Source organism: Reyranella sp., assembly GCF_965228225.1.
In the GTDB taxonomy this organism is placed as follows: Bacteria; Pseudomonadota; Alphaproteobacteria; order Reyranellales; family Reyranellaceae; genus Reyranella.
The window spans coordinates 2208604-2235314 of record NZ_OZ245801.1; the positions used below are offsets into that span (position 1 = coordinate 2208604).

A 26711-nucleotide genomic window follows, 5' to 3' on the forward strand; every position below is an offset into this window, starting at 1 on the left:
GCCTCCTCAGCATGAGGTTTGGGGGTGTAACGCCTGAACTAACCGCGGAGCTTGGATCAGGCGTTGTGCGCCCGGTTCAGCCGCTCGAAGCCCTCGGCCAGGTCGGTCTTCAGGTCCTCGACGTCTTCGAGACCGATATGGACGCGCAGCAGCTGCTTGCCCTCGGGCCACGGCACGGCGGTGCGGTACTGGTCGGGATGGGCCGGGATCATCAGGCTCTCGTAGCCGCCCCAGCTCGCGCCCATGCCGAAGATGTCCATGCCGTCGAGCATGGCGGCGACCGCGGGGCGCTTGATGCCGTCGCGAAGGGTGAAGGAGAACAGGCCGGAGGAGCCCTGGAACTGCTTCTTCCAGTTCTCGTGGCCGGGGCAGTCGGGCAGGGCGGGGTGCAGCACCTTGTCGACCTCGGGCCGGGTCTTCAGCCAGTTCGCGATCTCGAGGCCGCTCTTCTCGTGATGGCGCAGACGGACGCCCATGGTGCGCAGGCCGCGCAAGGCGAGGTAGCAGTCGTCGGGCGCGGCGTGGAAGCCGAACGACTGGCAGGCCGTCTTCGCGATCTCGAACATCTCGCGCGTGGCGCAGGAAATGACGCCCATCATCGCGTCCGAGTGGCCGACGATGTACTTGGTGCCGGCGTGGATGGAGATGTCGCAGCCATGGTCGAACGGCTTGAAGTAGAGCGGCGTCGCCCAGGTATTGTCGATCATGACGGTCGCGCCGGCCTTCTTGGCGACCGCAGCCATGCCGTCGACGTCCTGGACCTCGAAGGTCTGCGAGCCCGGCGCCTCGAGATAGAGGACCTTGGTATTCGGCCGCATCAGCTTGGCGATACCCTCGGCACCGATCATCGGGTCGAAGTAGGTGGTCTCGACGCCGAAGCCCTTCAGAGTCGTGTTGGCGAAGCGGCGCGCCGGACCGTAGGCATTGTCGGTCACCAGCATATGGTCGCCGGTCTTCAGGAAGCCCACGATGGCGCCGGTGACGGCGGCCAGTCCCGACTGGACGGCGATGGAGCGGTGCGCGCCCTCGATGGCGGCGACGGCGTCTTCCAGCGCCTTCTGCGTCGGCGTGCCGTTGCGTCCGTAGCCGAAGCCCTCGAACGGAATCCGGTTCTCGAACTTGTCCATCGTCGGCGAGAGGATCGTCGAGGCGTGATAGACGGGCGGATTGACGATGCCGAAGTTGTTGTCCGGGTCGCGGCCCGAGACGGCCAAAACGGTGTCGGGGCGGGTATAAATTTTCTTCGAGGTCATGACTCAACTATGGCACAGGCTTCGCGCCGGCGGCCAGCGATAGACCTCCGGGCACGACGCACAACCGCTATCCGATGAACGAAGGGATCAGGCTCCGGTGACGATGGGCGTGTCGGCCCGTCCGCCCCATTCGGTCCACGAGCCGTCGTAGACCGCCGCCTCGGGCGCGCCGGTGAGATAGAGGCCGAGTGCGATGACACACGCCGTGACTCCGGAGCCGCAGCTCGCGGTCACCTTCTTCGAGGGGTCGATGCCGGAGGCGGCGATGCGGGCGGCGAGCTTGTCGGCCGGCAGCATCGTGCCGGTCGCGGGATCCAGCAGCTCGTTGTAGGGGAGGTTGAAGGCACCCGGCATGTGGCCGCCGCGCAGGCCGGCGCGCGGCTCGGGGACCTCGCCGCGGAAGCGGTTGGCAGCTCGGGCATCGACGATCTGCTCGCGCTTGCTGTCGATCAGGCCGAACACGTCGTCAACGGAGCGCACGAGAGAGTTGTCGAGGCGCGAGGTGAAGTGGCGCTCCCGCGGAGGCGTCGGATCGTCGGTGACGGGATGGCCCTCGCTCATCCATTTCGGCAGGCCGCCGTTCAGGACCGACACGTCCTTGTAGCCCATCGCGCGGAACATCCACCACACGCGGCAGGCGCCGGTCATCGGGGTGGTGTCGTAGATCACGATCTTGTTGCCGTCGCCCAGCCCCAGCTTGCGGACGCGGGCGGAGAACTTCTCCGGCGGCGGCAGCATGTGCGGCAGCGGACTCGTCGTGTCGGCGATCTCGTCGATGTCGAAGAACACCGCGCCCGGAATGTGCTGATTCACGAACTCGGCCTTGGGATCGCGCTTCTGCGCCGGCAGGTAGAAGGAGCCGTCGACGACGCGCACGTCCGGCGCATCGAGGCGGGCGGCGAGCCAGTCGGTGCTGACGAGGGCGTCGGGCCTTGCGTAGTCCATCGTGATTTCTCCTAAGCCAGCGCGATGATGAAGCGCCGGTTCATCTTTCCCTTGTTCTCGACCTTGATGCATTCGACCCTGCCGATCTCGCCGCTGCGGGCCACGTGAGTGCCGCCGCAGGCCTGCAGGTCGACGCCCTCGATCGACAGGAGGCGGACGCGGCCCGCGCCCATGGGCGGCCGAACGCTCATCGTCTTCACGAGCTCGGGCCGGGACGTCAGCTCCTCGTCGGTGACCCATTGCTGCGTCACCGGACGGTCGAGAGCGATCAGCTTGTTGACCTCCTCGGTGACCCATTCCTTGGTCGGGACTTCACCCTCGAGATTGAAGTCGAGGCGGCTCTTGTCCACGCCGACCTGGCCGCCGGTGACGTTGCCCTTGATGACGGCCGACATCACGTGCAGCGCCGTATGCATGCGCATGTGAAGATGCCGGCGTTCCCAGTCGAGCGCCGTGTGGACCTTCGTCCCGACCTCGGGGCGCGGCGCGTCGGGAGCCAGCACGTGCAACACGTCGCCGCCGTCGGCCTTGAGCGAATCGACGATCCTGGCCTCGCCGCCGTCCCAGCGCAGGAGACCTGTGTCACCGGGTTGACCGCCGCCCGTCGGATAGAAGATCGAGCGATCCAGCCGCACGCCGCGCTCCTCGACCGCAGTCACGGTAGCGTCGGCTTCCTTGATGTAGGCGTCCTGCCTGAAGAGTTCTTCGACCATGAGCGGGATTTAGGCCTTCGCCAGACGCGCCGCAACTTCGTCGCCGGTCGGCATGGCGGGCGCGGCGCCAAGACGTTCGACGGAGCAGGCGGCCGCGGCGCTGGCGAACCGGGCAGCCTCCACCGGTGTTCGTCCCGCGGCCAGTTGCGAGGCGAGGGCGCCCACGAAACAGTCGCCCGCGCCCGTCGTGTCGACGACCTTCGTCTGCAAAGCGGGGATCGTGTCGACGCCCGTCGCGCTGACGACGACCGCTCCACGTGCGCCCAGAGTCGCGATGACGGCCCGCGCGCCGCGCTGGCGCAGGACATTGCAGGCCGCGACCACGTCGTCCGTCGCGCTGGAGGCGTCCAGCCTGGTGCCGGTCGCCTGGGAGAGTTCGATCTCGTTCAGCACCGCGACGTCGACCGACTTCAGCAGTTCTGGCGGATGTTCCGTGTACGGCGCGAGGTTGAGGACGGTGCGGGCGCCGGCCGCATGGGCTCGGGCAAGGATCTCCTGAGTGGCTGCGAGCGGCGTCTCGAACTGCGCCACCCACACTTCGTCGGGTCGCGGCTCGTCGGGCAGCATCGAGGCCGCAAAATGCATGTTGGCGCCGGACGCGACGGTGATCGAATTGTCGCCTTCAGCCACCTGGATCAGTGCGACGCCGGTCGCAGGCCCCTCGACCTCGGTCACGCCGGTGCTGTCGACGTCGTTGTCGGCCAGGAAGCCGCGCAGGCTGTTGGCAAAAGCGTCGTCGCCAACCGCGCCGACCATCGCCGTGGGTACGCTGAGGCGCGCCGAGGCAATGGCCTGGTTGAGGCCCTTGCCGCCCGGCAGGAACGAGACTTCCGCCCCCAGGATCGTCTCGCCGGGTGCGGGCCGCCGCGCGCTCTGCACGACGACATCCATGTTGAGGCTACCGCAGACGACGACCCGGCTCATGCGGACTCGCTCAGGCCATCCAGCGCGGCAGGGGCAGGTTCTTCTCGCGCAGGAACGCCGGATTGAAGAGCTTGGACTGATAGCGGCTGCCGCCGTCGCACAGGATGGTGACGACGGTCTTGCCCGGGCCCAGCTCGCGGGCGAGCCGCATGGCGCCCACGACGTTGATCGCGGACGAGCCGCCCAGCACGAGGCCTTCGTGTTCAATCAGGTCGTACAGGACGGGCAGGGCCTCCTCGTCGGCGATCTGGTAGGCCATGTCGATCGGCGTGCCTTCCAGATTGGCGGTGACACGACCCTGTCCGATGCCCTCCGTGACGGAGTTGCCCTCGGCCTTGAGCTCGCCCTTAGCGAACCAGTTGAACAGCGCCGAGCCCATGGGATCGCTGAGCGCGATCCTGATCTCGGGATTGCGCTCCTTCAGGGCCCGGGCCACCCCGGCCAGGGTGCCGCCGCTGCCGACCGAGCAGGTGAAGCCGTCGACCTTGCCGTCGGTCTGGTCCCAGATTTCCGGGCCCGTGGTGCGGTAATGGCCGTCCCGGTTGGCCGTGTTGTCGAACTGGTTGGCCCAGATCGCGCCGTTCGGCTCCTTGGCCGCCAGCTCCTCGGCCAGCGCGCCGGAGAAGCGGACATAGTTGTTCGGGTTGGAGTAGGGCGCGGCCGGGACCAGGCGCAGGTCGGCGCCGCACAGGCGCAACATGTCCTTCTTTTCCTGGCTCTGCGTCTCGGGCATCACGATGACCGAGCGGTAGCCGCGCGCATTGGCGACCAGTGCGATGCCGATCCCGGTATTGCCGGCCGTGCCCTCGACGATGACGCCGCCGGGCCTCAGCCTGCCGCTCTTCTCGGCGTCCTCGATGATCGCGAGCGCGGCGCGGTCCTTCACCGACCCGCCCGGATTGAGGAACTCGGCCTTGCCGTAGATGTTGCAGCCCGTCGCCTCGGACGCGGCGCGCAGCTTGATCAGCGGCGTGTTGCCGATGCTATCGATGAAACCCGACCGGACGTTCATGACCTACTCGCTCTGCTGACCCTGCGCCGCCCCCGGGCCGGACCGTAGACAGGGAGCAGGGGGGATCGCAACCGGACGATACCGTTTGGCGGCATGATTGGCCCGAAATTCGCATGCACCCTATCGGGCCCGCGCGCCCTGCAGGGCCCAGATTGGAAGTTCCCATGACTGCGCATGCCGCTCTCCATTCGAACTGGGCGAGCCTCGTTCATCCTAACGGCGATCCCATCCGTCTCAATCACCAGGATTTCGTGGCCATCGACCGGGATCGCGACGCCACCTACGACCCGATCTATCGGCCGCAGGCGCTCTATAATCGCGTGATCAACGGCTTCCACGCGAACAACGAGGCGTTCCTGCTGCAGGAAGTCGCGACCAACCTGCCGATCTACCGGCCGGATGCCGGCCCGACCGATTTCCATCTCCATCTGCCGCCGGGCGGCTTCCAGCTCGTGCTGGTCACGTCGGGCCTGTTCACCTTCGACTACGACGGGCTGCTGCACCATGTCGGGCCGGGCGCCCTGATCCTGCAGAGCGCGATCGTGCACCGGCAGAGTTCCTACAGCTGGTCCGGGCTCCCCACCGAAGCGAATCTCAAGACCCCGCAGACGGTCGTGCCCGATCCACTCTCCATGGGCTACTCGGGCAAGTTCATCGAAGCTTTCATCACGGAGCCCACGACCTTCCCCAATCCGACGGTTGTGCACTCGGATGAAATCGACGAGGCCGAGACGCCGCGTCTGGCGTGGAGCCATCCGTTCCACGACCGCCCGCAGGCCGCCGGCTTCTGGGTCCAGGACCCGCTTGCGCTCGACGCGCTCTACCGACCGCTGCCGGCCGGGATCGTGACGTCGGCAATGCCCGTCCTTGTCCGCGATCTCGGCATCGAGGGCCCGAGCGGCCATCTCGTCACCGGCCACATCATCGCCACCGACCCGCGCGGCCAGTCCCTCCTGCCGAAGAGCGCGGCCGGCGCCGCCGACATCACGGGGGTGGGAAAGGGCGAGGTCGTGGTCTATCGCGTCATTCGCGGCACCGCCGAATTCAAGGACGGGGCGGGCAAGCGGTTCGAACTGGCGACGGGGGATTCGGTGACCGCCGGGAAAAACGCGGCGACGCTCGTCGGGCTGGGGGAGAATACTCAGCTCCTCCGCCTCGGTCTCCTCAAGGGCATGGACAATCTCTGCCGATGGACGGCGGCCCAGCGCGACGAGATCGACGGGCTGGCCGGCCGCATCATCACCCGCAAGGAGCCGCGGCCGCAGCGTACCCAGGGCAAGTCGGTCGGATTTCTCTACGAGTAGGGCGGTACCTCAGCGCCAGCGGTTTCGCAGTTCGTCGCGGTGGAGCGCCAGCCATTGCAGCGCGATCACGGCGGCCGAATTGTCGATTTCGTCGCGGGCGAGGAGCGCGAGCGCGTCGGCGAAAGGCATCGTCTTGACGAGGATGTCCTCGTTCTCCGTGTCGAGGCCGTGGACGCCGCCGATGCCGGTCGAATCGATCCGCCCGAGGAAAATGGTGCAGGTTTCCGAGCAGGCCCCGGGACTCAGCACGAGGCTGTAGAGCGGCACGAGATCCAGGATCTCCACCGCGGCTTCCTCGACCGCCTCGCGCCGCGCGACCTCCTCGGGCGTTTCGCCTTCCTCGAGCATCCCGGCCACGATCTCCCAGCACCAGGGATGACGGCCGGCGGCGAAAGTGCCGGCGCGAAACTGGCGGATCAGGACGACCTCGTCGCGGACCGAGTCGTAGGGCAGCACGGCGGCTGCCTGGCCACGCTCGAAGACCTCGCGATCGAAGGCGCCGCTGACGCCGCCCCGATAGAGGCTGTGCCGAAATCGGTAACGGGCGAGGCGGAAGTAGCCCTGGAAGGCCACGGTCCTTTCGAGCAATTCGGCCCTTTCACCGGGCAGCGCAACCGACGGCATGACATGCACCCCACAAGCGAAAAGGGGCCGCTCCCTTTCGAGAACGGCCCCCAATTGGCTCCGGAGGTAGGAATCGAACCTACGGCCGGGCGATTAACAGTCGCCTGCTCTACCGCTGAGCTACTCCGGAATGGAATTCGTCGCGACGGCGGTAACTCTGCCGCGAAGGCGCGGTCTTGTGACAGAGCGTGTCGGCTCATGCAAGACCTGTCGCTTGTGCATTCGTGGAGGCCCGGGCCGGAGTCGAACCGGCCTGGAAGGATTTGCAGTCCTCTGCATAGCCGCTTTGCTACCGGGCCGCACGAAAGCGCGCGGTGCTATACTCATGGTGTGACGGAGCGGTCAAGCCGGGCGCGACGGAGAGACCTTTGACGCTTTCATCCGCTGCCGCCTATATAACAACCGCTACATCTAGGGGGCAGCCTATGACGGATTTCGCGCTCGCGCGACGCAACATGGTGGACGGGCAGCTCCGGCCCAACCGGGTCAACGATGCCGGATTGTTGGCGGCGCTCAGGGAGCTGCCGCGTGAGCGCTTCCTGCCCGAGGGGCTGCGCTCGGTTGCGTATGCCGACGACGACGTGCCGCTGGGCAACGGACGCTTCATGATGGAGCCGATGGTGCTGGCGCGCCTCATCCAGGTGCTGCAGCCGCGGGCTGAGGACAAGGCCATGGTCGTGGCCGCCGGTCTGGGCTATGGCGCGGCCATCCTGACGCGGTTGGCCCAGTCGGTCGTGGCAGTGGAGGCCGATGAAGGCCTCGCCGCCGCTGCCCGCAAGACTTTGCAGGAGCTGGGCGTGACCGGGGTCGAACTGGTGACCGGTCCGGCCGAGCAGGGAGCCACAGCGTCCGGTTCGTTCGACATCATCCTGATCGAGGGCGCTGTGCCGGAAGTCCCGCAGGCCATTGCCGACCAGCTTGCGGAGGGCGGTCGCCTTGCCACGGTCATTGCCGATCCGAGCGGCGCGCTCGGGGTCGCGCATCTCTTCGTGAAGCAGGGCGGAGTCGTGTCGGGACGGCCGCTGTTCGATGCCGGCACGCCCTTGCTGCCGGGCTTCGCACGGTCTGCCCGCTTTACCTTCTGACACGGTCAGGTCTTTCCCATGCCGGGGGCTACCCACAGTGTTCCGCCTGATGCTAGGGTGCCATCCAAAGATGAGGGTAAATCAATGCGTATCCGGCCCGGTTTGAGGCATGCCCGCACCGCGGCCGCGTGCATCCTGGCGGTCGGGCTCGGGGGAGCTCCCAGCGCGTGGTCGCAGAGCCTCGTCGAGGCCCTGTCGACGACCTACAACAGCAACCCCGATCTTCTGGCCAGCCGCGCGATCCTGAGGCAGACCGACGAGACGCTGTCTCAAGCGGTCGCCAACTGGCGTCCCCGCGTCACGCTGAACGTCGAATACAACAAGGTCGAGCAGGACTCCTACTCGGTGCGCTCGTCGCCGACCTTCTACGCGCTGAACGGCAAGTTCACGACGCTCCAGATGGTCCAGCCGCTGTTCCGCGGCGGCAAGACGATCGCCGAGACCAAGCAGGCCCAGTCCAACATCCAGGCGCAGCGGGCGCAGCTCGCCGAGACCGAGCAGAACGTGCTGCTGGCGGCGGTGACGTCCTATGCCGACCTCATCCAGAACATCGGCATCGCCGACGCCCGCCGCAACAACGTGCGCGTCCTCGTGCAACAGCTCGACGCTACCCGCGAGCGCTTCCGGGTCGGCGAACTGACCATCACCGACGTGTCGCAGTCCGAGGCGCGCCTCGAACTCGCGAAGGCCGATCTGGTGCAGGCGGAGACCAACGTCCGCATCTCCGAAGCGGCGTTCCAGCGCACGATCGGCAAGAAGCCTGGCAAGCTCGGTGAGATCCCCCTGATCGGTGGCCTGCCGTCCTCGGAAGAGGAGGCAATCGGCCTGGCGATGGATGGCGGCCCCCGCGCCGTCACGGCCGCGCATCGCATCACGGCCGCCAACTACGGCGTGAACTCGGCGGTGGGCGATCTGCTGCCGCAGGTCAATCTCGTGGGTGCGCTGCAGCAGCAGTTCGACCTGCAGGTCCCGAACGACAAGTACTACAACTACGCCGTCCGTCTGCAAGCGGTGATCCCGATCTTCCAGAACGGCAGCGAATGGTCGCGCATCCGGTCTGCCCGCGAACTCGTCGGGCAGCGCCGCAACGAGCTCGACAGCGCCCGGCGCGCCGTGGCGGAGAACGTCATCCGTGCCTGGCGCCAGCTCGATTCCTCGCGCTCCCGGGTCACGTCCTTCGAATCGCAGGTCCGCGCCAACGAAGTGGCCCTCAACGGCGTGCGGCAGGAAGCGCTGGTCGGCTCGCGCACCACGCTGGACGTCTTGAACGCCGAGCAGGAATTGCTCAATTCGCAGGTCAACCTGATCCAGGCACGCCATGACGTGCAGGTCGCCTACTATGGCGTGCTGGCCGGCATCGGCCGTCTGACGGCCCGCACCCTGGCGCTGCCCGTCGAATATTACGACGAGGAGCGCTACTACAAGGATGTCGGCTCTCGCTGGATCGGCTGGGGCAGCAGTGGCGAGTCCGGCACGGGCAACATCCCGCCGTCGACCTCGCCGGCCGGCGTGGCCGGGGCCGCCCCGATGGGGAGCGGCGGCAAATGAGCGACGCCAGGAGCGGTCCCAACCAGGACCCCTCGATGGACGATATCCTGGCGTCCATCCGCAAGATCATCTCGGATGACGAGGCCCGCGCCCAGGTCGGGGGCCTGCGCAATGCCAATGCCGGACCCGGCGAGCGCCCGCCCGTGATACCCCCCGTGCTGCCGTCTGCGCCGCCGCGCGACGACGTGCTCCTGCTCACCGAGATCGTGGAAGAACCCAAGTCGATGCCGAACGAACAGCCCGCCGCGATGCCGCCGATCGATCCCGTGAACGCGGCCGGGATGCCGCAACCGGCGATGGAACCGGTCGTCAGCGAGACGCCGGCCGCAAAGGCGGCACCGGGCGAGACACTGGTCGGTGCCGGCGTGGCGGGGGCCACCAGTTCGGCCTTCGCGCGGCTCAACCAGGCCGTCCAGGACAGCGTGCCTCCGCCGGCGGCGACCGATCCGGGACCCAGCGTCGGCGGATCCGGGCAGACCATCGAGGATCTGGTCAAGGAAATGCTGCGCCCGATGCTCAAGGAGTGGCTGGATACCAACCTGCCGCCCATGGTCGAGCGCTATGTCGAACGCGAGATTGCGCGGCTGACTCGCCGCTGACGCCGGGCGCCACCCTCAATCGTCGCCACGGTGTCGCAACCGTGGCGTTTTTCGTTTAAGGCCAGAAGATGCTCGACAAGACCTACGACCCCAAGGAAATCGAGGCGCGGCGCTATCCCGAGTGGGAAGACTCGGGGGCTTTCCGCGCCCATCCTGAGTCACCGAAGCAGCCCTATTGCATCGTCATCCCGCCGCCCAACGTCACGGGCAGCCTGCACATGGGCCATGCGCTCGACAACACGCTACAGGACGTGCTGATCCGCTGGCGCCGCATGAAGGGCGACGACGTGCTGTGGCAGCCCGGGACCGACCATGCGGGCATCGCCACGCAGATGGTGGTCGTGCGCAACCTCGAGCAGGAGGGGATCGGCCTCGCGGTCGAGGGCGCCGCCCGCAACGATGCCAACAAGAAGCTGCTGAACCGCGAGGAGTTCCTCGCCAAGGTCTGGGAGTGGAAGGCCTACTCCGGCGGCACGATCACGAGCCAGCTCCGTCGCCTCGGCGCCTCCTGCGACTGGAGCCGCGAGCGCTTCACCATGGACGAGGGCCTGTCGAAGGCCGTGCTCAAGGTGTTCGTCGAACTCTACAGGGAAGGCCTGATCTACAAGGACCTGAGGCTCGTCAACTGGGACCCCAAGATGCTGACCGCGATCTCCGACCTCGAGGTCGAGTCGCGCGAGGTGAAGGGTCATCTCTGGTACTTCAAGTACCCGATCGAGGGCAGGCCGGACGAGTTCATCGTGGTCGCCACGACGCGGCCCGAGACGATGCTGGGCGACACCGGCATCGCCGTGCATCCCGACGATCCGAAATGGAAGCACCTGATCGGCATGCATGCGGTGCTGCCGCTGGTCGGCCGCCGCATCGCCATCGTGGGCGACGAGTATTCCGACCCGGAGAAGGGTTCGGGCGCCGTCAAGATCACGCCGGCTCACGATTTCAACGATTTCGAGGTCGGCCGCCGGCACAATCTTGAAGCCATCAACATCTTCGACAAGTTCGCGCGGGTGAACGACAAGGCGCCGGAGAAGTATCGCGGTCTCGACCGCTTCGAGGCGCGCAAGATCGTCGTGGCCGAGATGGAGGAGCTGGGTCTCGTCGAGAAGATCGAGCCGCACACCCACGCCGTGCCCTATGGCGACCGCGGCGGTGTACCGGTCGAGCCCTATCTCACCGAGCAGTGGTACGCCGATGCCAAGAAGCTCGCGGAGGCCCCGCTGGCGGCGGCGCGCGACGGGCGCGTGAAGTTCGTGCCCGAGCGCGGCCGCGAGGATTTCTTCCGCTGGATGGAGAACATCGAGCCGTGGTGCGTGTCGCGCCAGCTCTGGTGGGGCCACCAGATTCCGGCTTGGTACGGGCCGGACAAGAAGGTATTCGTGGCGCTCTCCGAGGAGGAGGCGAAAGTCGAGGCGCGGGCGCATTACGGCAGGGACGTCGAACTCGAGCGCGACCCCGACGTGCTCGACACCTGGTTCAGCTCGGCCCTGTGGCCGTTCTCGACGCTGGGCTGGCCGGACCAGACGCCGGAAGTGGCGAAGTACTATCCCACCAGCACGCTCGTCACCGGCTGGGACATCCTGTTCTTCTGGGTCGCCCGCATGATGATGATGGGCATGCACTTCATGAAGGAGGTGCCGTTCCGCACCGTCTACCTGCACGGGCTGGTGACGGACGAGAAGGGCCAGAAGATGTCGAAGTCCAAGGGGAACGTGATCGATCCCCTGGAGCTGATCGACAAATACGGCGCCGATGCGCTGCGCTTCACCATGACGTCGCTGGCCGCATCCCAGGCCGGCCGGCTGCGGCTGGCGCCGGCCCGGGTCGAGGGCGCGCGCAACTTCGCGACCAAGCTGTGGAACGCGACGCGCTTCGCCGAGATGAACGGCGCGGCGTTGCCGAAGGGTTTCGATCCGGCATCGGCCAGGCTCACGGTCAACAAGTGGATGCTGGTGAACTCGCCCGCGCCAACCAGGCGATCGACAAGGCACTCACCGATTTCCGGCTGAACGAGGCCGCCAATACGCTCTACGAGTTCGTCTGGGGCGTGGTCTGCGACTGGTATGTCGAGCTCACCAAGCCGATCGTGCAGGGCGCCGACGGGCCGGAGAAGGACGAGACGCGGGCCGTCACGGCCTTCGTGCTTCGCGAGACGGTGAAGCTGATGCACCCTGTGATGCCGTTCATCACCGAGGAACTGTGGGACAAGCTCGGCCACCGCGCCGAGCATGGACCGCTGATCGGCCAGCCCTGGCCCGCGCCGACCGCCGTCGATGCGGCGGCCGATGCCGAGATGGGCTGGCTGGTGAAGCTCATCCAGGACATCCGCTCGGCGCGCGCCGAGCTGAACGTGCCGGCCGGCGCCAAGCTCAAGCTGCTGGTGATCGGCGGCAACGACACGACCGCGGCGCGACTCGAGACGCATCGCCCGGCCATCGAGCGGCTGGCCCGTATCGAGGGCGTCGAGGCGGCAACATCGGCGCCCAAGGCATCGCTGCAGATCGTGGTCGGCGAGGCAACCTATGCCCTGCCGGTCGGCGACGTGATCGACCTCAAGGCCGAGAGCGCGCGTCTCCAGAAGGAGATCAAGAAGCTCGTCGACGAGGTCGGCAAGATCGACGCCAAGCTCGCCAACGCCGCCTTCGTCGCCCGCGCGCCGGAAGAGGTGGTCGAGGAGCAGCGCGAGCGTCGCGCACAGGCCGAACAGACCGGTGCCCGCCTGAGCGCGGCGCTGGAGAGGTTGGGCGTTTAGGGCGGCTCGCAGAGCGATGGCCGGCGGTGGCGGAGAGGTGATCTCCAGTATCCACCGTGCGATTATGGATATTCAGATGGAGGCAAGGAATGACCTATACCCTTGAGCAATTGAGCGCCGACATCGGCAAGGCCCTCAAGGCCGATTCCGGGATCGCGGGTAAGCAGGAAGTTTGCAAGCTGGTGTCGAAGGTGCTGCTCGACGAGGAATTCGTCGCCACGCACCTGACCGCCGAGCAGTGCCGCCCGCGCAAGGTCCTGTACGAGGACCCGGAACTGGGCTTCTGCATCTGCGGGCACGTATACGAGACGGCCGCGCACGGTGGGCCGCACGATCACGGTTCCAGCTGGGCGATCTACGGGCTGGCGACCGGCGACACCGAGATGACGGATTGGCGGATCGTCAAGAAAGGCGAGGGCGACCAGCCGACCCTGGTCGAGCCCGCCAACACCTACGTCCTGAAGCCGGGCGACAGTCACTTCTACGATGTCGGCGTCGTCCACTCGCCCAAGCGCGACGGTCTGACCAGACTGGTGCGCATCGAGGGCGCCAACCTCGACCACATCAAGCGCTCGAACATCAAGGCGGCGTGAGGTCGTAGGCAGGATTGATGTCGTCCTGAGAGTCTGGCCGGAAATGAAAGCAGCTAAAACAACAGGCTATGAATAGCCCCGATAGCCTCACCCTGAGGAGCATCGCGCAGCGATGCGTCTCGAAGGGTGGGAACGCGCACCTCGCCTGTTGCCCATCCTTCGAGACGCCGCGCCAGGCGCGGCTCCTCAGGATGAGGTAAGTGCTTGAATCGATTCAATTCATTTCCGGCCAGCCTCTGAGCGCAGCGAAGGACCTCGCGGAACGGCCAGGGCGCTACGTGGCTAACGTGAGATCCTTCGCTGAGCTCAGGATGACAGAATGGGCAGCTGCACTTCCTGCAGCTAACGCTTGATCTGCATCGAGAGATATTTCTTCAGCCCCGCGCCATAGGGCGGGCGCAGCATGCGCAGCGGGGCCAGGTCCCATTTGATCTGGTGGTAGATCGACTTGCGGTGGCTGAATTCGCGAAAGCCGTCATGGCCATGATAGACGCCCATGCCGGCCGGGCCGATACCGCCGAACGGCAGCTCCTCCTGCGCGACGTGCATCACCACGTCGTTCACCGTGACGCCGCCTGACGTGGTGCCGTCGACCACGCGGTCGCGCTCCGCCGTGTCGCTGCCGAAATAGTAGAGGCCGAGCGGGCGGTCGTGGGCGTTGATGTAGTCGATGGCCTGCTGGACGTCGCCGTACGACTTCACCGGAAGCAGCGGGCCGAAGATCTCCTCCTGCATGACCTTCATGTCGTCGGTTGGATTGAGGATCAGGGTCGGTGCGATGCGGCGATGCGGCTGCTGGCGCAGATCCTCGGCAGCGGGATTGATTTCGACGATCTCCGCGCCCTTGGCCCGCGCGTCGTCGAGATAGTCCATCAGCCGCGCATAGTGCCGGTCGGTGACGATCGCGGTGTAGTCCGGGCTCTCGCGGATGCTCGGGAACATCTGTCCCACGGACGCCTTGGCCGCGGCGACGAAGTCGGGAAGACGGTCGGCCGGCGCCAGCACATAGTCGGGCGCCAGGCAGATCTGTCCGGCGTTGAGCGTCTTGCCGTTCATGATCCGCGCCGCAGCCACGCCCATGTCAGCCGAGCGGCCGACGACGACGGGACTTTTGCCGCCGAGTTCCAGCGTCACCGGCACGAGATTTTCGGCGGCTGCCCGCATGACGTGGCGGCCGATCGAGGTCGCGCCCGTGAAGACCATGTGATCGAAGGGCAGGGAGGAAAAAGCCTGCCCGACCTCGGGCCCGCCGGTGACCACGGCGATCTCGCTCTCGTCGAAGGCGCTGGCGAACATCTGCTTCAGCAGTTCGGACGTGGCCGGCGTCGTCTCCGACGGCTTGATCATCGCCCGGTTGCCGGCAGCCAGAATGCCGGCCAGCGGCGCGAAGGTGAGGTTCACGGGGAAGTTCCAGGGGCTGATCACCCCGATCACGCCCTTGGGCTGGTGGCGGATCTCGGCCTTTGCGCCCAGGAACCCCAGGATGCGCGGCGTCGTGCGGCGGCGCTCGGTCTTCATCCAGCTCCGGACATGATCGCGCGCATGTTTCAGCGGGCCGATCGAGCTGGCGACGTCGGCGAAGGCGGTCACGGTCGGCGAGCGCGCGCCGAAATCGGCGGTGAGGGCCGCTTCGATGTCGCGCTGGCGGTCGACCAGCAGACCGATGCAGCGGTCGAGACGGTCGATGCGCAGCTCGGCGGGCGGCGCGCCGTCCTTGAGTTGCGCCTCGCGCTGCCTCAGCAGGATCTCGATCAGCCTGGGCCCTGACATCTGGTTACGAAGCCTTCCTCAGGTCCGGGACGTAGGGTTTGCTGGCGAAATGTTCCTGCCCGTCGCCGCGCGCGAAGCGCAGCCCCGCCCGGCGGATCGCGTCGTCGTCGACCGGTTCGAGCGGCACGTAGTAGCGGTCGTCGACCTTGGTGAAGGTGTCGTTGTCGACACGATTGTAGCAGATCAGCAGGGTCCAGCGCCGGTTGGGCGAGCGGTTGGCGTCGGAGCGATGGATCGCGTTGCAATGGAAGATCAGCGCGTCGCCGGCCTCCAGCTCGCAATACTCGACCGGGCACTTCTCGAGAATGTGCGGCATCCGCTTGGGATCGACCTCGTTCTGCGTCGGCGACAACGGCGTGTGGTCGATGCGGCCGAGCCTGTGGGAGCCGGTGGCGATCTGCAGGCAGCCATTCTCGCGGTTGGTGCGGTCGAGCCCGATCATGATCGAGAGCATGTCGGGGCGCAGGCAGCCATTGTAGTACCAGTAGCCGTAATCCTGGTGCCATTCCCAGGCGCCGCCGACCTCGGGTTCCTTGGCCGTCAGCTTCGACTGGTAGTGATAGACCGGGCCGCCCAGCAGTGCCGCCGACGTGTCCACCATGCGCCGCACGCGGGCGGCGAGGCCGTAGACACTGTCGCCGGCCCGGTTCCAGAGCGCGATGCGCGTCGAGCGGCCTTCGCCGTCGCGGCGATCGAGGATGCTGTCGCGCACGGCAGGATCTTCCTCCATGGCGCGGGTCAGCAGCTTCACCTCGTCAGGCGCGAACAGCCCACGCGCATAGGTGAAGCCCTTCTGCTCGAATTCGGCCGTCTGTGCCGCACTCAGAACGTCCGGCATCGTTTCCTCACTTCAAGGAAGACAAAGGTCCTTCGAAGGACCCTTGAGTCATATGCGACAGCCTCAGACGGGGCGGAAGACGTTGCGGCCGCCCGTTTCGGAGACCGCCACCTTACGCCCGAGCTGCTCACGCGTCAGCATGTCGGCGATCAGGGCGGGATCGTCCGGGGTCATGGCGACGAAGCGGTCGCCGCTGCTGTCGAGGCGGCCCAGGATGTAACCACGCTCGGGCGCGTCCTTGCCGTAGGTGACGCAGTAGCTCTCGATCGTGCCGGTGCCCGTGGGCTTGGTTTCGACCCGGCGCTTGGGAAGGGCGTCGAGTTCGGCCTGGAACTTCTTCGGATCCTCGCGTTTCCACGCGCCTTTCGTGGGCTCGGTCGAATAGAGGCCGGCCGAGTGCTTGGTGAGGTAGTTGCCGTTGGCCGTCACCATGCCGAAGGAGCCGGGCTTGGCCCGCACCACGTTCATCATCTCGGCGATCGAGTGGGTGACGTAGTTGTTGCCGGGGCCGCCGAAGAACGGCAGGCCGCCGGTCACGCTGATCGGGCGCGGATCGTCCTCGGCGATGCCGATCTCGGTCATTGCGACTTCGACGGCCGAGGGGAAGCAGCTGTAGAGGTCGAACGCGTCGATGTCGGAAACCTTCTTGCCGGCCATGTCGAGGGCGATGCGGGCACAGCCGCGGATCGCCGGAGAGGCGTCGAGCTTTTCGCGCTCGGACACGACCCACGTATCGGTGCCGTCGGCGCAGCCGTGCAGGAACACCCAGCGGTCCTGGGGGATGCCCCATTCCTGGGCCTTGCCCACCGAGGTGACGAGCACGGCCGCCGCCTGGTCGATGATGGCGTTGGCGTTCATCAGGCGCGGATAGGGGAAACAGATCCAGCGATTGTCGGGAGAGATGGTCGACAGGGCTTCGGCGCCGTAGCCCTCGCGACGCGTCGCCAGCGGGTTGTCCTTGGCGACCGCGGCGAGGCGCTCGAACAGCCGGCCCATCGCCTTCATGTGGTTGTCGACGTCGCGCTTCAGCCCGCCGCGAATGGCGTTTTCCAGCAGCGGATAGAAGTGGATGGCGGCGCGCAGATCGTGGCGCGCCTCTTCCTCGCTGAAGCCGAAACGCGGATCGCCGATACGCGTCGGCTCGCCGCCGCCCGGATCCTCGTTCCAGTCGATCTTCATGTTGGCGCGGCGGGCGTTCTGCGTGCTGCGCAGCAGCTCGGCGCCGCAGATCAGGGCCAGCTCGGTCTCGCCCCTGGTGATCTGCTCGGCGAACTTGTTCACCAGATACTGGGGCATGTTGCCGCCCGAGTGGGTGTAGAGGAGCTGCCGCGGATCGGCGTGCAGCCGATTGGCGACGCTCTGCGGCGGGTTGCTCGAGCGGCCGTAGGGCGAGGCGAAGCGCGGGCTGATGTCGCTGAAGAACTCCATGACGGCGATGGCGTCGACCAGATGGCCGAGCGCGTGCCCGCCGATGGCGGCCTGGGTGTCTTCGAGCGCCAGGTTGGCCGCCTCGGCACAGAAGGCCACCCGCGAGCGCTCGCTGGAGGGCGCGCCGACCGTGTCGGTGATCTGGCCGGAACCGACCAGGATGGGGGTACGCGGATCGATCATTTAACGAGAGCCTCGATTTGGGATTGCGTCAGGCCGGCTTGCGCCAGCACGGTCTTGGTATCTTCGCCAAGTGCGGCGACCTTGGGGCCGCTCTGCAGCGGCGAGCCGGAGAAACGGAACGGAGGGGCGGGCGACTGGTAGGTGCCGCCGCCATCCTCGATGGTGCACAGCGAGCCGCGATGCTCGACCTGCGGGTCCTGCAGCGCCTCGGTGACCGTGACGTAGGGCGAGCAGGGGACGCCCTGCTTCTCCAGCGCCGCGACGACCTCCTTGACGCTCATCTTCTTCGACCACGCCTCCAGCTCGTCGACCAGCACCCCCCAGTTCATGCGCCGCTCATGATATTTCTCGAAGCGCGGATCGGTCAGCCAGTCGCGGCGACCGGCCGCGGTCGCCATGTCCTGGAAGGTCTTTTCGCTCGCCGTCGCCAGCATCACGTAGCCGTCGCTGGCTTCGATCGGGCCGTACATCGGCCGCGAGGGCATCTCGAAGTCGAACTGCGCGCGGTTGACCTCGCCCAGCAGCATGCCGACCAGGGTCTCGAACATCGACACGTCGACCATCTGGCCCTTGCCGGTGGCATGGCGCTGGTGGACGGCCGCCAGGATCGCGCCCATCGCATAGGCGCCGCTGGCATAGTCGGCGACGAAGATGCCGCAATTGTCGGGGCGCTGGCGGCCCTGCTGGTAGAAGAGATGCGCCATGTCGTAGCCGGTCGAGGCATGGATCACCGGAGCGTAGGCGGGCCGCCCTGCGCCGGGGCCGGTCTGGCCGTAACCCGAGATGGCGCAGTAGATCAGCCGCGGATTGACCTTGCACAGTTCGGCATAGTCGAGGCCCAGCCGCTTCATGACGCCGGGCCGGTAGTTCTCGACCAGGATGTCGACCGTGGCGGCCAGCTTCTTGATCGCGGCGACCGCTTCCGGCTTCTTGAGATCGAGCACGATCGACTTCTTGCCGGCATTGAGCTGGCCGAACATCGTGCTGAAGCCGTCGCGCTGCACCGGTCGCGAGCGCATCAGGTCGCCCTCGGGCGATTCGACCTTCACGACATCGGCGCCCATGTCGGCGAGCAGACGGCTGCAGTGCGGGCCGGCGATCGTGGTCGAGAAGTCGAGGATTCGCAGGCCGTCGAGCGGCCTCGTCATGTCTGTCATGGGGTCACCGGGTTGCGAGGATGAGAACGACTCCGCCGACCACGAGGAGGCTGCCGATCCACTCGCCGAGGGATGGCCGCTCCTTGAGGACGAGGCGGGAGGAGATGAAGGTGAAGACCAGCTCGATCTGGCCAACCGCGCGCACCAGCGCCGCATTCTCGAGCGTCATGGCGAGCGCCCAGCCGGCCGATCCCAGCACGCTGAAAATGCCGACCCAGATCGAGGAGCGCCAGTTGAACCAGACCTTGGAAAGCTGCGGCCGGTCGCGCCGTGACAGGTACAGCGCCATCAGGATCACCTGGATGGTGTTCATGCAGGCGAGCACGGTGATGCCGCGCACCATGAAGTCGCCGTCGGGCAGGAGCTTCGAGGCCTCGCGGATCGTGCCGGCGGCAATGGCGAAGATCGCGCCCGACAGGATGCCGTACATCGCCCCCTTGTGCGTGAGGTCGGCCAGCACGCCGCGCACGTCGGAAAACTTGCCGCGCACGCTCAGGATGGCGACGCCCCCCAGGCAGACCAGGATGCCGGCCCACGCGCCGAGCTTCAGCGGCTCGCCGGCGATGAAGGTGGCGAACAGGGCCACGAACACCGTCTCGGTCTTGGAGTAGACCGTGCCAACGGCGAAATTGCGCAGGGAGAAGGCGTGGATCATCAGCGAGGTGGCCACGATCTGTGCGACGCCCGCGATGGTCACCAACAGGAGAAAGTGCAGCGAGATCGCCGGCACGTGGCGGCCGGTCACGAAGACCAGGAAGGCGAGCATCCCCAGCGCCAGCGGGGCGCCGTAGAGGTAGCGGACGAAATTGGCGCCATCGACGCTCAGGATGCCGCGAATCTTCTGCTGCATCGTCGTGCGGATGTTCTGGCACAGAGCGGCAGCGACAGTGATCGGTATCCAGAGCGGCACGGCGTTTATCTCCCTGGCCGGGAGTGTATGGGCTCGATAGCCCGGCGTCTGCGGTTTAGATTTTCGCGGTGCGACGAGGCCCTTGGCCGGCCCTGAAATAGCCAGGCCCGGCGGATAAACGAAACAAACGAAACAAACGAAATAAACGCAATAAACGAAATGAGTGTCGCAGCCCCTGGTTGGGGTATCTCGGTACCGTTGACGATACGATGTTTCTTGCCGGCGCCTGCGAAAACCTACTTCAACAGCCTGCTAGGCCCCAACGTCGACACCGACGGCGTCCGCGACCGCAGAAAAGCCGTCGCGCGCCAGCAAGGCTGCGAGTTCGTCCTTGATGCGCCGAATGATCGGCGGACCCTCGTAGACCATTGCCGAGTAGAGCTGCACCAGCGTCGCGCCGGCGCGGATCTTGGCATAGGCGTCGGCCCCCGAGCCCACCCCGCCGCAACCGATCAGCGGGAACTGCCGCTCGACGCGCCGGGCGGTCTTGCGCAGCACCTCGGTGGACAGCGCCGTGAGCGGGGCGCCCGACAGGCCGCCGGTCTCGCCCCGCCGCTCGGACTTCAGAGAAGCCGGCCGGGAGAGGGTCGTATTACCGATGATGATGCCGTCCAGCTTGAGGTCGCGGCAGACGAAGACGATGTCGTCGAGATCCTCGTCGGTCGCGTCGGGAGCGATCTTGACCACCAGCGGTACCGGCCTGGCCGCAATCGCATCCTGCACGCGCTTCAACAAGCCGGCCAGTTCGCTCCGGCCCTGCAGGTTCCGCAGGCCCGGCGTATTGGGCGAGGACACGTTGCAGACGAGGTAATCGGCATAGGGTGCCAGTGCCACGCAGCCGGTTACGTAGTCGGCGGCGCGATCGACGCTGTCCTTGTTGGCGCCGACATTGACGCCGACGAAACCGCGCCGCGGGCGGGCGGCGAGGCGGGAGCGGGCGGCATCGAGACCCTGGCCGGGAAAGCCCATGCGGTTGATCACTCCGCGATCCTGCGGCAGTCGAAACAGGCGCGGGCGCGGATTGCCCTCCTGCGGCCGCGGCGTGACGCTGCCGATCTCCACCAGCCCGAAGCCCTGCGCCAGCATGGCGTCGGCCACCTCGGCATTCTTGTCGAAGCCGGCAGCGAGGCCGATCGGGTTGGGCAGCGAACGGCCCCAGACTTTCGTCGCCAGAGAGGCAGCATCGGCCCGCCCGTCGCCCGGCAGGAGGCCGGTCTTCAGCGCGCGGATGGCGAGGCCATGGGCGGCCTCCGCGTCGAGACGGGAGAGGGCGAGATCGAGGAGGGAATACCAGACGGCCATTGCCGTCTGGTTAGCAGAGTTTCCCTGTGGAGCGCTTGAGTGAGCGCGGGGCCGCTAGTTGCGGCCCATCCCGCCACCCTGGTTGGGACGGAGGGACGGGGAGTCGGAGAAGACGACCATGAAGAGCTCGCGGAAGAGTTCGCCGATCCGCGGGTCGGTCGGGCCATTCGCGGGAGTCCAGGCCGTGGTTTCGGACATGGTCATGTCGTTGCGGCAGTAGATGGCATAGACGTTGAAGATGCCGGGCTTGCCGGGCTTGAAACGCACCGTGCCCTTGCAGACCGAATCGCTGTTGAGATCGTTGGCCGGGTCGAAGACCAGCATGAGCCGGTAGTCGGGCCGCGGCTTTTCCGCCGGTGTCTCGTAGGTGAAGGTGAGGCGCGGCATCGGCTTGGCAGCCTGCATCATCGGCAGCAGGTCACGCGCCACCACCGCCGGATCGGTGCCGGGGAAGGGATTGCCGTGAATCACCACCTGGAAGTTCTTGCCGTCCGTCGCGGCGAAGAATTCGCGATAGTCGTACTGCACCGCGTAGTAGGTGCCGCCGATCACGGCGGCATAGGCCGCGGCCGGGAGGGTGGCGACCGCCAGCAGGGCGGCGGCAATCTTGGACCTGAAACGCATTGGGCAAACTCCTCCGCGGGTTATCGCTCACCTTACGCCTGGGCGGTGCTCTCGGATGTCACATTTCTGCGCGCAGCCCGTCAGCCGGCGTAGGCAGCCGCGTCACACGTCGAGATCGCGGGCGAACCGGGCATTCTCCTGGATGAAGGCGTAGCGCTTCTCCGGCTTGCGCCCCATCAGGTCCTCGACAAGGGTGCGGGTCCGCATGTCCTCGACGCGAGACTCAGGCTCGGTGCCCGAGATCAGGGGCACGTCGACCTTCAGGAGAACGCGCTTGGCGGGATCCATCGTGGTTTCGCGCAGATGGACGGACTGCATCTCGCCCAGGCCCTTGAAACGCGTGATATCGGCCTTGCCGTTGAACACCGTCCGGATCAGCTCGTCCTTCTGGGCATCGTCCTGAGCATATTCGGTACGGCCGCCTTTGCTGATGCGAAACAGCGGCGGCTGGGCCAGGAACAGGTGGCCGTTCTCGATCAGCTTCGGCATCTCGCGATAGAAGAACGTCATCAGCAGCGAGGCGATATGAGCGCCGTCGACGTCGGCGTCGGTCATGATGATGACCCGCTCGTAGCGCAGCCGGTCGTCGTTGTAGTGGGTGCCGGCGCCACAGCCCAGCGCCTGGATGAGATCCTGGATCTCCTGGTTCTCGCGCATCTTCTCGGACGTGGCGCTGGCCACGTTGAGGATCTTGCCGCGCAGCGGCAGGATCGCCTGGGTCTCGCGATTGCGCGCGGCCTTGGCCGACCCGCCGGCCGAATCGCCTTCGACCAGGAAGATTTCGGTGCCGGTCGAGGAGGAACTGGAGCAGTCGGCGAGCTTGCCCGGCAGGCGCAGCTTGCGCGTCGCGGTCTTGCGCTGCTGCTCGCGATCCTGCCGGCGGCGCAGCCGCTCCTCGGCCTTGGCGACGACATGCTCAAGCAGCACGTTACCGGCTTCCTTGTCGCCGATCAGCCAGTGCTCGAAATTGTCGCCGACGATCGTCTCGACGATCTTGGTCGCCTCGACGCTGACCAGCTTTTCCTTGGTCTGGCCCTGGAACTGCGGCTGCTCGATGAAGACCGAGACGAGGGCTGCCGAACCGTCGATCACGTCGTCGGCGGTGATGACCGAACCCTTGCGGTTGCCGGTCAGCTCGGCATAGCGCTTGAGGCCGCGCACCAGGGCGCTGCGGAAGCCGGATTCGTGGGTGCCGCCCTCGGCGGTGGGCACGGTGTTGCAGTAGGAGCGGACGAAGCCTTCCTCGTCGTTCGGCCACCACACCGCCCACTCGACCTTGCCGTTGCCCTCGCTCTTGGCCTCGCCGGCGAAGGGCTGCGGCACGACGGTCGGCCGCTGGCCGATCTCGGAGGTGATGTAGTCCTTGAGGCCGTTGGGGAAGCGGAAGGTCTCTTCCTCGGGAATCGTGCTGTTCTTGAGCAGGGACTTGTCGCACTTCCAGCGGATCTCGACGCCGCGGAACAGGTAGGCCTTGGAGCGCACCATGCGGTAGAGGCGCTCGGGCACGAACTGCTGCTTGCCGAAGATCTCGGGATCGGGATGGAAGGTGACGATCGTGCCGCGACGGTTGGGCGCGGGGCCGGCCGGCTTCAGCTTCGAGGCCGGGAGGCCGCGCGAGAAGCTCTGCGTCCAGGCCTGGCGGTCGCGGGCGACCTCCACGACGAGATCGTCCGACAGCGCGTTGACGACCGAGGCACCGACGCCATGCAGGCCGCCCGAGGTGGCGTAGACCTTGCTGTTGAACTTGCCGCCGGCATGCAGCGTCGTGAGGATCACCTCCAGCGCCGACTTGTTCTTGAACTTGGGGTGCGGATCGACCGGCATGCCGCGGCCATTGTCGCGCACCGCGACGTAGTTGCCCGGCAGCATTTCGAGCCAGATCGTATCGGCGTGGCCGGCGACGGCCTCGTCCATCGAATTGTCGAGAATCTCGGCCACGAGATGATGCATGGCCCGTTCATCGGTGCCGCCGATATACATGCCGGGGCGCTTGCGGACGGGTTCGAGCCCTTCCAGCACCTCGATGTCACTCGCCGTGTAGGAATTTTCCTTCGGACCCGCGGCACGCTTGCCGCCGCCAGACCGATCGAAGAGATCGCCGTTTCGTGCCATGCCTGCTTCTGTCTTTCCGCGGCCGCGCGAGGGGATCGCTGGGTGGCCGGTCCGGCATGGGTATGGTAGCAAAACCACGTGAAAGCAACCACATCCGGTGAGGAATTGATGTCCGAAAGTCGCCGCGATCCCATCGTAAGGACCGTTCCGCAGCCCGCCGACATGAACGGAAATGGCGACATTTTCGGCGGCTGGGTGCTGAGCCAGATGGATATCGCGGGCGGCTCGCTCGCGGCCCGGGTGGCGAAGGGCAGGGTGGCCACCGTGGCGATCACGGCCATGACCTTCGTCCAGCCCATCAAGGTGGGAGACATGGTGTCGATCTATGGGGAAGTCGTGAAAGTCGGACGGACGTCGATCACCATCGGACTCGAGACGGTGGTGCAGCGCCGCCATGAGGAAACCGACCTGCGCGTCACCCACGGCACCTTCGTGTTCGTGGCGATCGACGAGGACGGCAAGCCGCGCCCGGTTCCGCACCAGGACGGCGCGTGAGAAGGTTGCTCGCCCCGGTCCTGGCCGCCCTGGCACTGCTCGTGCCGGTGGCGGCATTCGCACATCCGCACATCGTCGTGCAGCAGGTCGTGCGCATGGTCGCCAAGGACGGCAAATATACCCATGTCGAGATCGAATGGCGGTTCGACCCGTTTTCGAGCGAGGTCGAAATCCCGCTGATCGACGAGGACAAGGACGGCAAGGTCTCGGCACGGGAAACCAAGCTGCTGGCCGGCGAAATGATGCCCGAACTCGGCAAGGAGGGGTATCTGAGCTGGATCAACACCGGCGGGAAGGACTTCCGCCCGCCCAAGGCGCCGCAGTTTTCCGTGCGGATCGACGATCCGGCGAGCTTCGTTCCGCCGGAATGGGACCGCAACGCCGGCGACAATGCCGGCATGCCGATGCCGGCCAACAAGCGTGCCGATGCGCCGGGTGTGCCGCGCAAGCAGGGCGCGCGCAACCTCGTCTACATCATGCGCTTCGCCCTGCCTCAGCCGTCCAAGCTGGTGTCGATCGCCACCTACGATCCCGAGGATTTCATCCGCATCGAGGTCGACAAGGGCTCGGTCCCGGCCGGCTGCACGCTGGGCAAGCATCCTTCCCACAAGTCCGAGTTCGTGCGCGGCTATCCCTTCTTTGCCGACGTGGTGACATGCCAACTTCCGTAAGAACCTCCGCTCTCCGCTCGCCCTTCCTGTGGGTCGGCGTGCTCCTGCTGGTTGCGCTGGGAAGCGCACTGGTGTTCAGCGACGGCGTCGCCGAACTGGCGCGCTATTCGGCCGACTACCAGCGCCGCATCAATCAGGTGCTTTCGACCTCGCTGCGCGACGTGCAGTCGGGAACCGGATCGCTGGCCCTCTGGACCCTCGTCACCGTCTGTTTCGGCTATGGCGTCGTGCACACGCTGGGGCCGGGTCATGGCAAGGCCGTCGTGGTGGCCTACTTCCTCGACAGCAGCCGGCCGCGCGCCTGGATCGAGGGCATTTTCGCCGGCGGCTGGATCGCCTTCACCCATACGCTGGCGGCCCTTCTGCTGGCCGGCGCTCTGAAACTGTCCTCGACCGTCGGCCTGCTGGGCGCGCTGCGCGAGGTGCGCAACGTCGAGATCGTTTCCTATACGCTGATCGTGCTGGTGGGATTCTGGCGCCTGTGGGCCGGCATCACCGGCCGCCTGCACGAGCACCCCCACGGCGATCACGGGCACGATCATCATCATCACGGACATGATCACGGGCACGGGCACGACCACCATCACCACGATCACGAGCCGCCGCAGCGCACGATCGCGGGCTGGCTGCTGCTGACGGCGGCCGGCATTGCGCCCTGCGCCGGCGCGCTGATCATCATCCTGCTCTCGATCGCGCTCGACGTGTTGTGGGCGGGCGTGGTCGGCGTCATCGCCATCGCGCTCGGCATGGCGATCACCCTGGCCGCCATCGGGATGGCCTCGATGGTGGCGCACCGGCTGATCATCGGCGAGGGGCGTTCGCAGGAGATCGGGCGCTTCACCGCCATCGCCGCCTCGCTGATCGTGATCGCGACGGGCGGAACCCTGCTGCTGGGCTCGCTCGAACGCTTCCTGCGCTGAGGCCCGGCAATGGCCGAGCTCCAGGCGCCCAGCCGGTCGTCACGGCCCCTGCTGGGCGTGCTTTTCATGTGTACGGCCTGCACCCTGTTTCCGATCATGAACGGCCTGGTGAAGCTGCTGGCAGCCACCTACGACCCGCAGGAGATCGTCTGGTTCCGGATCATCCTGCACCTGGTCCTGGTGGCCGCGGTGTTCATGCCGCGCATGGGACTGGGCTTGCTGCGCACGCGACGCATCGGCACGCAGTTCGTCAGCTCGGTGATGATGATGCTGTCGACGCTGTTTTTCTTTTCGGCGGTGAAGTCCATTCCGGTGGCCGAGGCGATCGCCGTCACCTTCGTGGCACCGCTCGCCGTCGTTCTGCTCGCCTGGCCGCTGCTGGGCGAGCGCATCACCTTCTTCCGCATGGCCGCGGTGATCGTGGGCTTTGCCGGTGTGCTGATCGTCATCCGGCCGGGCAGCGCGGTCTTCCAATGGCAATCGCTTCTGCTGTTGGGCAGCGCCGTCTGTTACGCCATGTACCAGATCCTGATCCGGCGGCTTGCCGGCGTCGACGCGCCCGCCACGTCGATCTTCTACAGCGTGCTGCTGGGCGCGATCATCATGTCGGTCTGGCTGCCTTTCCATTGGAAGACGCCGACGGGCTGGGCCGACTGGGCGCTGCTCTGCTCGCTGGGAGCGCTGGGGGCACTTGGCCACTACTGCGTGGCCAAGGCCATGACCTATGCCTCGGCAAACTTCGTGGCGCCATTCAACTACACGCAGATGATCGGTTCGGTCGTCGTCGGATACCTGATGTTCGCCGAAGTGCCGGATTTCTACACCTGGCTCGGGACCGCCGTGATCGTCGGCGCGGGCCTCATGGTCGGCCTGCAGGGCCGCAGGCAACGGGGCTGAAAGCGAACGGTCCCTCGCTCACGCCCGGGCGCAGCGAGGGACCTTTTCTTTGCTG

At 66.6% G+C, this 26711-nt stretch carries 23 protein-coding genes, 2 tRNA genes and 1 pseudogene; 10 read left to right on the forward strand and 16 right to left on the reverse strand.

All coding sequences use genetic code 11. The annotated features are described in order from the left end of the window. Nucleotides 1-56: 56 nt before the first annotated feature. The 5 genes from metC to ACO07K_RS10610 form a co-directional block, all read right to left on the reverse strand. A complete protein-coding gene (metC, locus tag ACO07K_RS10590; RefSeq protein ID WP_422035896.1) occupies nt 57-1253 on the reverse strand; it encodes a cystathionine beta-lyase in 1197 nt (398 codons plus the stop codon). Nucleotides 1254-1340: 87 nt separating this feature from the next. After that, entirely contained in the window at nt 1341-2198 is an 858-nt protein-coding gene (gene sseA, locus ACO07K_RS10595; protein ID WP_422035897.1) for a 3-mercaptopyruvate sulfurtransferase, read from the reverse strand. An 11-nt stretch (nt 2199-2209) separates the two neighbouring features. After that, nucleotides 2210-2911 carry an alanyl-tRNA editing protein gene (locus ACO07K_RS10600; protein ID WP_422035898.1) on the reverse strand — a complete coding sequence of 234 codons (702 nt, stop codon included), beginning with the start codon at nt 2909-2911 and terminating at the stop codon, nt 2210-2212. A gap of 9 nt (nt 2912-2920) precedes the next feature. Continuing rightward, entirely contained in the window at nt 2921-3835 is a 915-nt protein-coding gene (locus tag ACO07K_RS10605; RefSeq protein ID WP_422035900.1) for a ribokinase, read from the reverse strand. A 10-nt stretch (nt 3836-3845) separates the two neighbouring features. Further along, a complete protein-coding gene (locus ACO07K_RS10610; RefSeq protein WP_422035901.1) occupies nt 3846-4847 on the reverse strand; it encodes a cysteine synthase A in 1002 nt (333 codons plus the stop codon). 164 nt (nt 4848-5011) lie between these two features. Between ACO07K_RS10610 and ACO07K_RS10615 the strand changes: the two genes are divergently transcribed. Then, nucleotides 5012-6151 (forward strand): hypothetical protein, encoded by a 1140-nt coding sequence (locus ACO07K_RS10615; protein ID WP_422035902.1) that lies wholly within the window; start codon nt 5012-5014, stop codon nt 6149-6151. Between the two features lie 9 nt (nt 6152-6160). On the opposite strand, the gene ACO07K_RS10620 is transcribed toward ACO07K_RS10615, so the two are convergent. The 3 genes from ACO07K_RS10620 to ACO07K_RS10630 all read right to left on the reverse strand — a co-directional run bounded on the left by ACO07K_RS10620 (nt 6161) and on the right by ACO07K_RS10630 (nt 7074). Beyond that, the gene (locus ACO07K_RS10620) at nt 6161-6775 is read right to left on the reverse strand and encodes an NUDIX domain-containing protein (protein ID WP_422035903.1); all 615 of its coding nucleotides are present in this window, start codon (nt 6773-6775) and stop codon (nt 6161-6163) included. A 55-nt stretch (nt 6776-6830) separates the two neighbouring features. Next, nucleotides 6831-6905: transfer RNA gene (locus tag ACO07K_RS10625), tRNA-Asn, on the reverse strand. A gap of 95 nt (nt 6906-7000) precedes the next feature. Then, nucleotides 7001-7074 (reverse strand) — tRNA-Cys (locus ACO07K_RS10630). Nucleotides 7075-7200: 126 nt separating this feature from the next. Between ACO07K_RS10630 and ACO07K_RS10635 the strand changes: the two genes are divergently transcribed. The 5 genes and pseudogenes from ACO07K_RS10635 (at nt 7201) to ACO07K_RS10655 (ending at nt 13349) form a co-directional block, all read left to right on the forward strand. Further along, nucleotides 7201-7860 (forward strand): protein-L-isoaspartate O-methyltransferase family protein, encoded by a 660-nt coding sequence (locus tag ACO07K_RS10635; protein ID WP_422035904.1) that lies wholly within the window; start codon nt 7201-7203, stop codon nt 7858-7860. An 84-nt stretch (nt 7861-7944) separates the two neighbouring features. Beyond that, nucleotides 7945-9408, forward strand: coding sequence for a TolC family outer membrane protein (locus ACO07K_RS10640; protein ID WP_422035905.1), 1464 nt, complete (start codon nt 7945-7947; stop codon nt 9406-9408). Beyond that, complete coding sequence (locus ACO07K_RS10645; RefSeq protein WP_422035907.1) at nt 9405-10007, forward strand: DUF2497 domain-containing protein; 603 nt, start codon at nt 9405-9407, stop codon at nt 10005-10007. Before ACO07K_RS10640 ends, ACO07K_RS10645 begins: the two co-directional genes overlap by 4 nt. A gap of 68 nt (nt 10008-10075) precedes the next feature. Continuing rightward, nucleotides 10076-12756, forward strand: a pseudogene (locus ACO07K_RS10650) (valine--tRNA ligase). A gap of 89 nt (nt 12757-12845) precedes the next feature. Further along, the gene (locus ACO07K_RS10655; protein ID WP_422035908.1) at nt 12846-13349 is read left to right on the forward strand and encodes a hypothetical protein; all 504 of its coding nucleotides are present in this window, start codon (nt 12846-12848) and stop codon (nt 13347-13349) included. A 342-nt stretch (nt 13350-13691) separates the two neighbouring features. On the opposite strand, the gene ACO07K_RS10660 is transcribed toward ACO07K_RS10655, so the two are convergent. The 8 genes from ACO07K_RS10660 to parE all read right to left on the reverse strand — a co-directional run bounded on the left by ACO07K_RS10660 (nt 13692) and on the right by parE (nt 23673). Then, a complete protein-coding gene (locus ACO07K_RS10660; RefSeq protein WP_422035909.1) occupies nt 13692-15119 on the reverse strand; it encodes a coniferyl aldehyde dehydrogenase in 1428 nt (475 codons plus the stop codon). 4 nt (nt 15120-15123) lie between these two features. Then, a complete protein-coding gene (locus ACO07K_RS10665; RefSeq protein ID WP_422035910.1) occupies nt 15124-15957 on the reverse strand; it encodes a phytanoyl-CoA dioxygenase family protein in 834 nt (277 codons plus the stop codon). Between the two features lie 63 nt (nt 15958-16020). Beyond that, complete coding sequence (locus ACO07K_RS10670) at nt 16021-17568, reverse strand: acetyl-CoA acetyltransferase (protein WP_422035911.1); 1548 nt, start codon at nt 17566-17568, stop codon at nt 16021-16023. Further along, on the reverse strand, nt 17565-18725 hold the full coding sequence (locus tag ACO07K_RS10675) for a CaiB/BaiF CoA transferase family protein (protein ID WP_422035912.1): 1161 nt from the start codon (nt 18723-18725) through the stop codon (nt 17565-17567). The genes ACO07K_RS10670 and ACO07K_RS10675 overlap by 4 nt, the downstream gene beginning before the upstream one ends. Before the next feature lie 4 nt (nt 18726-18729). Further along, nucleotides 18730-19635, reverse strand: a complete 906-nt coding sequence (locus ACO07K_RS10680; protein ID WP_422035913.1) for a DMT family transporter — start codon at nt 19633-19635, stop codon at nt 18730-18732. Between the two features lie 252 nt (nt 19636-19887). Further along, nucleotides 19888-20937: a quinone-dependent dihydroorotate dehydrogenase gene (locus ACO07K_RS10685; protein WP_422035914.1), complete on the reverse strand. Its 1050-nt coding sequence runs from the start codon at nt 20935-20937 to the stop codon at nt 19888-19890. 54 nt (nt 20938-20991) lie between these two features. Beyond that, a complete protein-coding gene (locus ACO07K_RS10690) occupies nt 20992-21561 on the reverse strand; it encodes a hypothetical protein (protein WP_422035915.1) in 570 nt (189 codons plus the stop codon). A gap of 102 nt (nt 21562-21663) precedes the next feature. Further along, the gene (gene parE, locus ACO07K_RS10695) at nt 21664-23673 is read right to left on the reverse strand and encodes a DNA topoisomerase IV subunit B (RefSeq protein ID WP_422035916.1); all 2010 of its coding nucleotides are present in this window, start codon (nt 23671-23673) and stop codon (nt 21664-21666) included. A gap of 108 nt (nt 23674-23781) precedes the next feature. Here parE and ACO07K_RS10700 point away from each other — a divergent pair, with 108 nt between their 5' ends. Genes ACO07K_RS10700 through ACO07K_RS10715 form a run of 4 tightly spaced genes read left to right on the forward strand, consistent with a single transcriptional unit; the run spans nt 23782 to nt 26656 of the window. After that, nucleotides 23782-24168 carry an acyl-CoA thioesterase gene (locus tag ACO07K_RS10700; RefSeq protein ID WP_422035917.1) on the forward strand — a complete coding sequence of 129 codons (387 nt, stop codon included), beginning with the start codon at nt 23782-23784 and terminating at the stop codon, nt 24166-24168. After that, a complete protein-coding gene (locus ACO07K_RS10705) occupies nt 24165-24839 on the forward strand; it encodes a DUF1007 family protein (RefSeq protein ID WP_422035918.1) in 675 nt (224 codons plus the stop codon). The genes ACO07K_RS10700 and ACO07K_RS10705 overlap by 4 nt, the downstream gene beginning before the upstream one ends. Then, complete coding sequence (locus ACO07K_RS10710; protein ID WP_422035919.1) at nt 24824-25759, forward strand: hypothetical protein; 936 nt, start codon at nt 24824-24826, stop codon at nt 25757-25759. The genes ACO07K_RS10705 and ACO07K_RS10710 overlap by 16 nt, the downstream gene beginning before the upstream one ends. Before the next feature lie 9 nt (nt 25760-25768). Then, entirely contained in the window at nt 25769-26656 is an 888-nt protein-coding gene (locus ACO07K_RS10715; protein ID WP_422035920.1) for a DMT family transporter, read from the forward strand. Nucleotides 26657-26711: the final 55 nt, after the last annotated feature.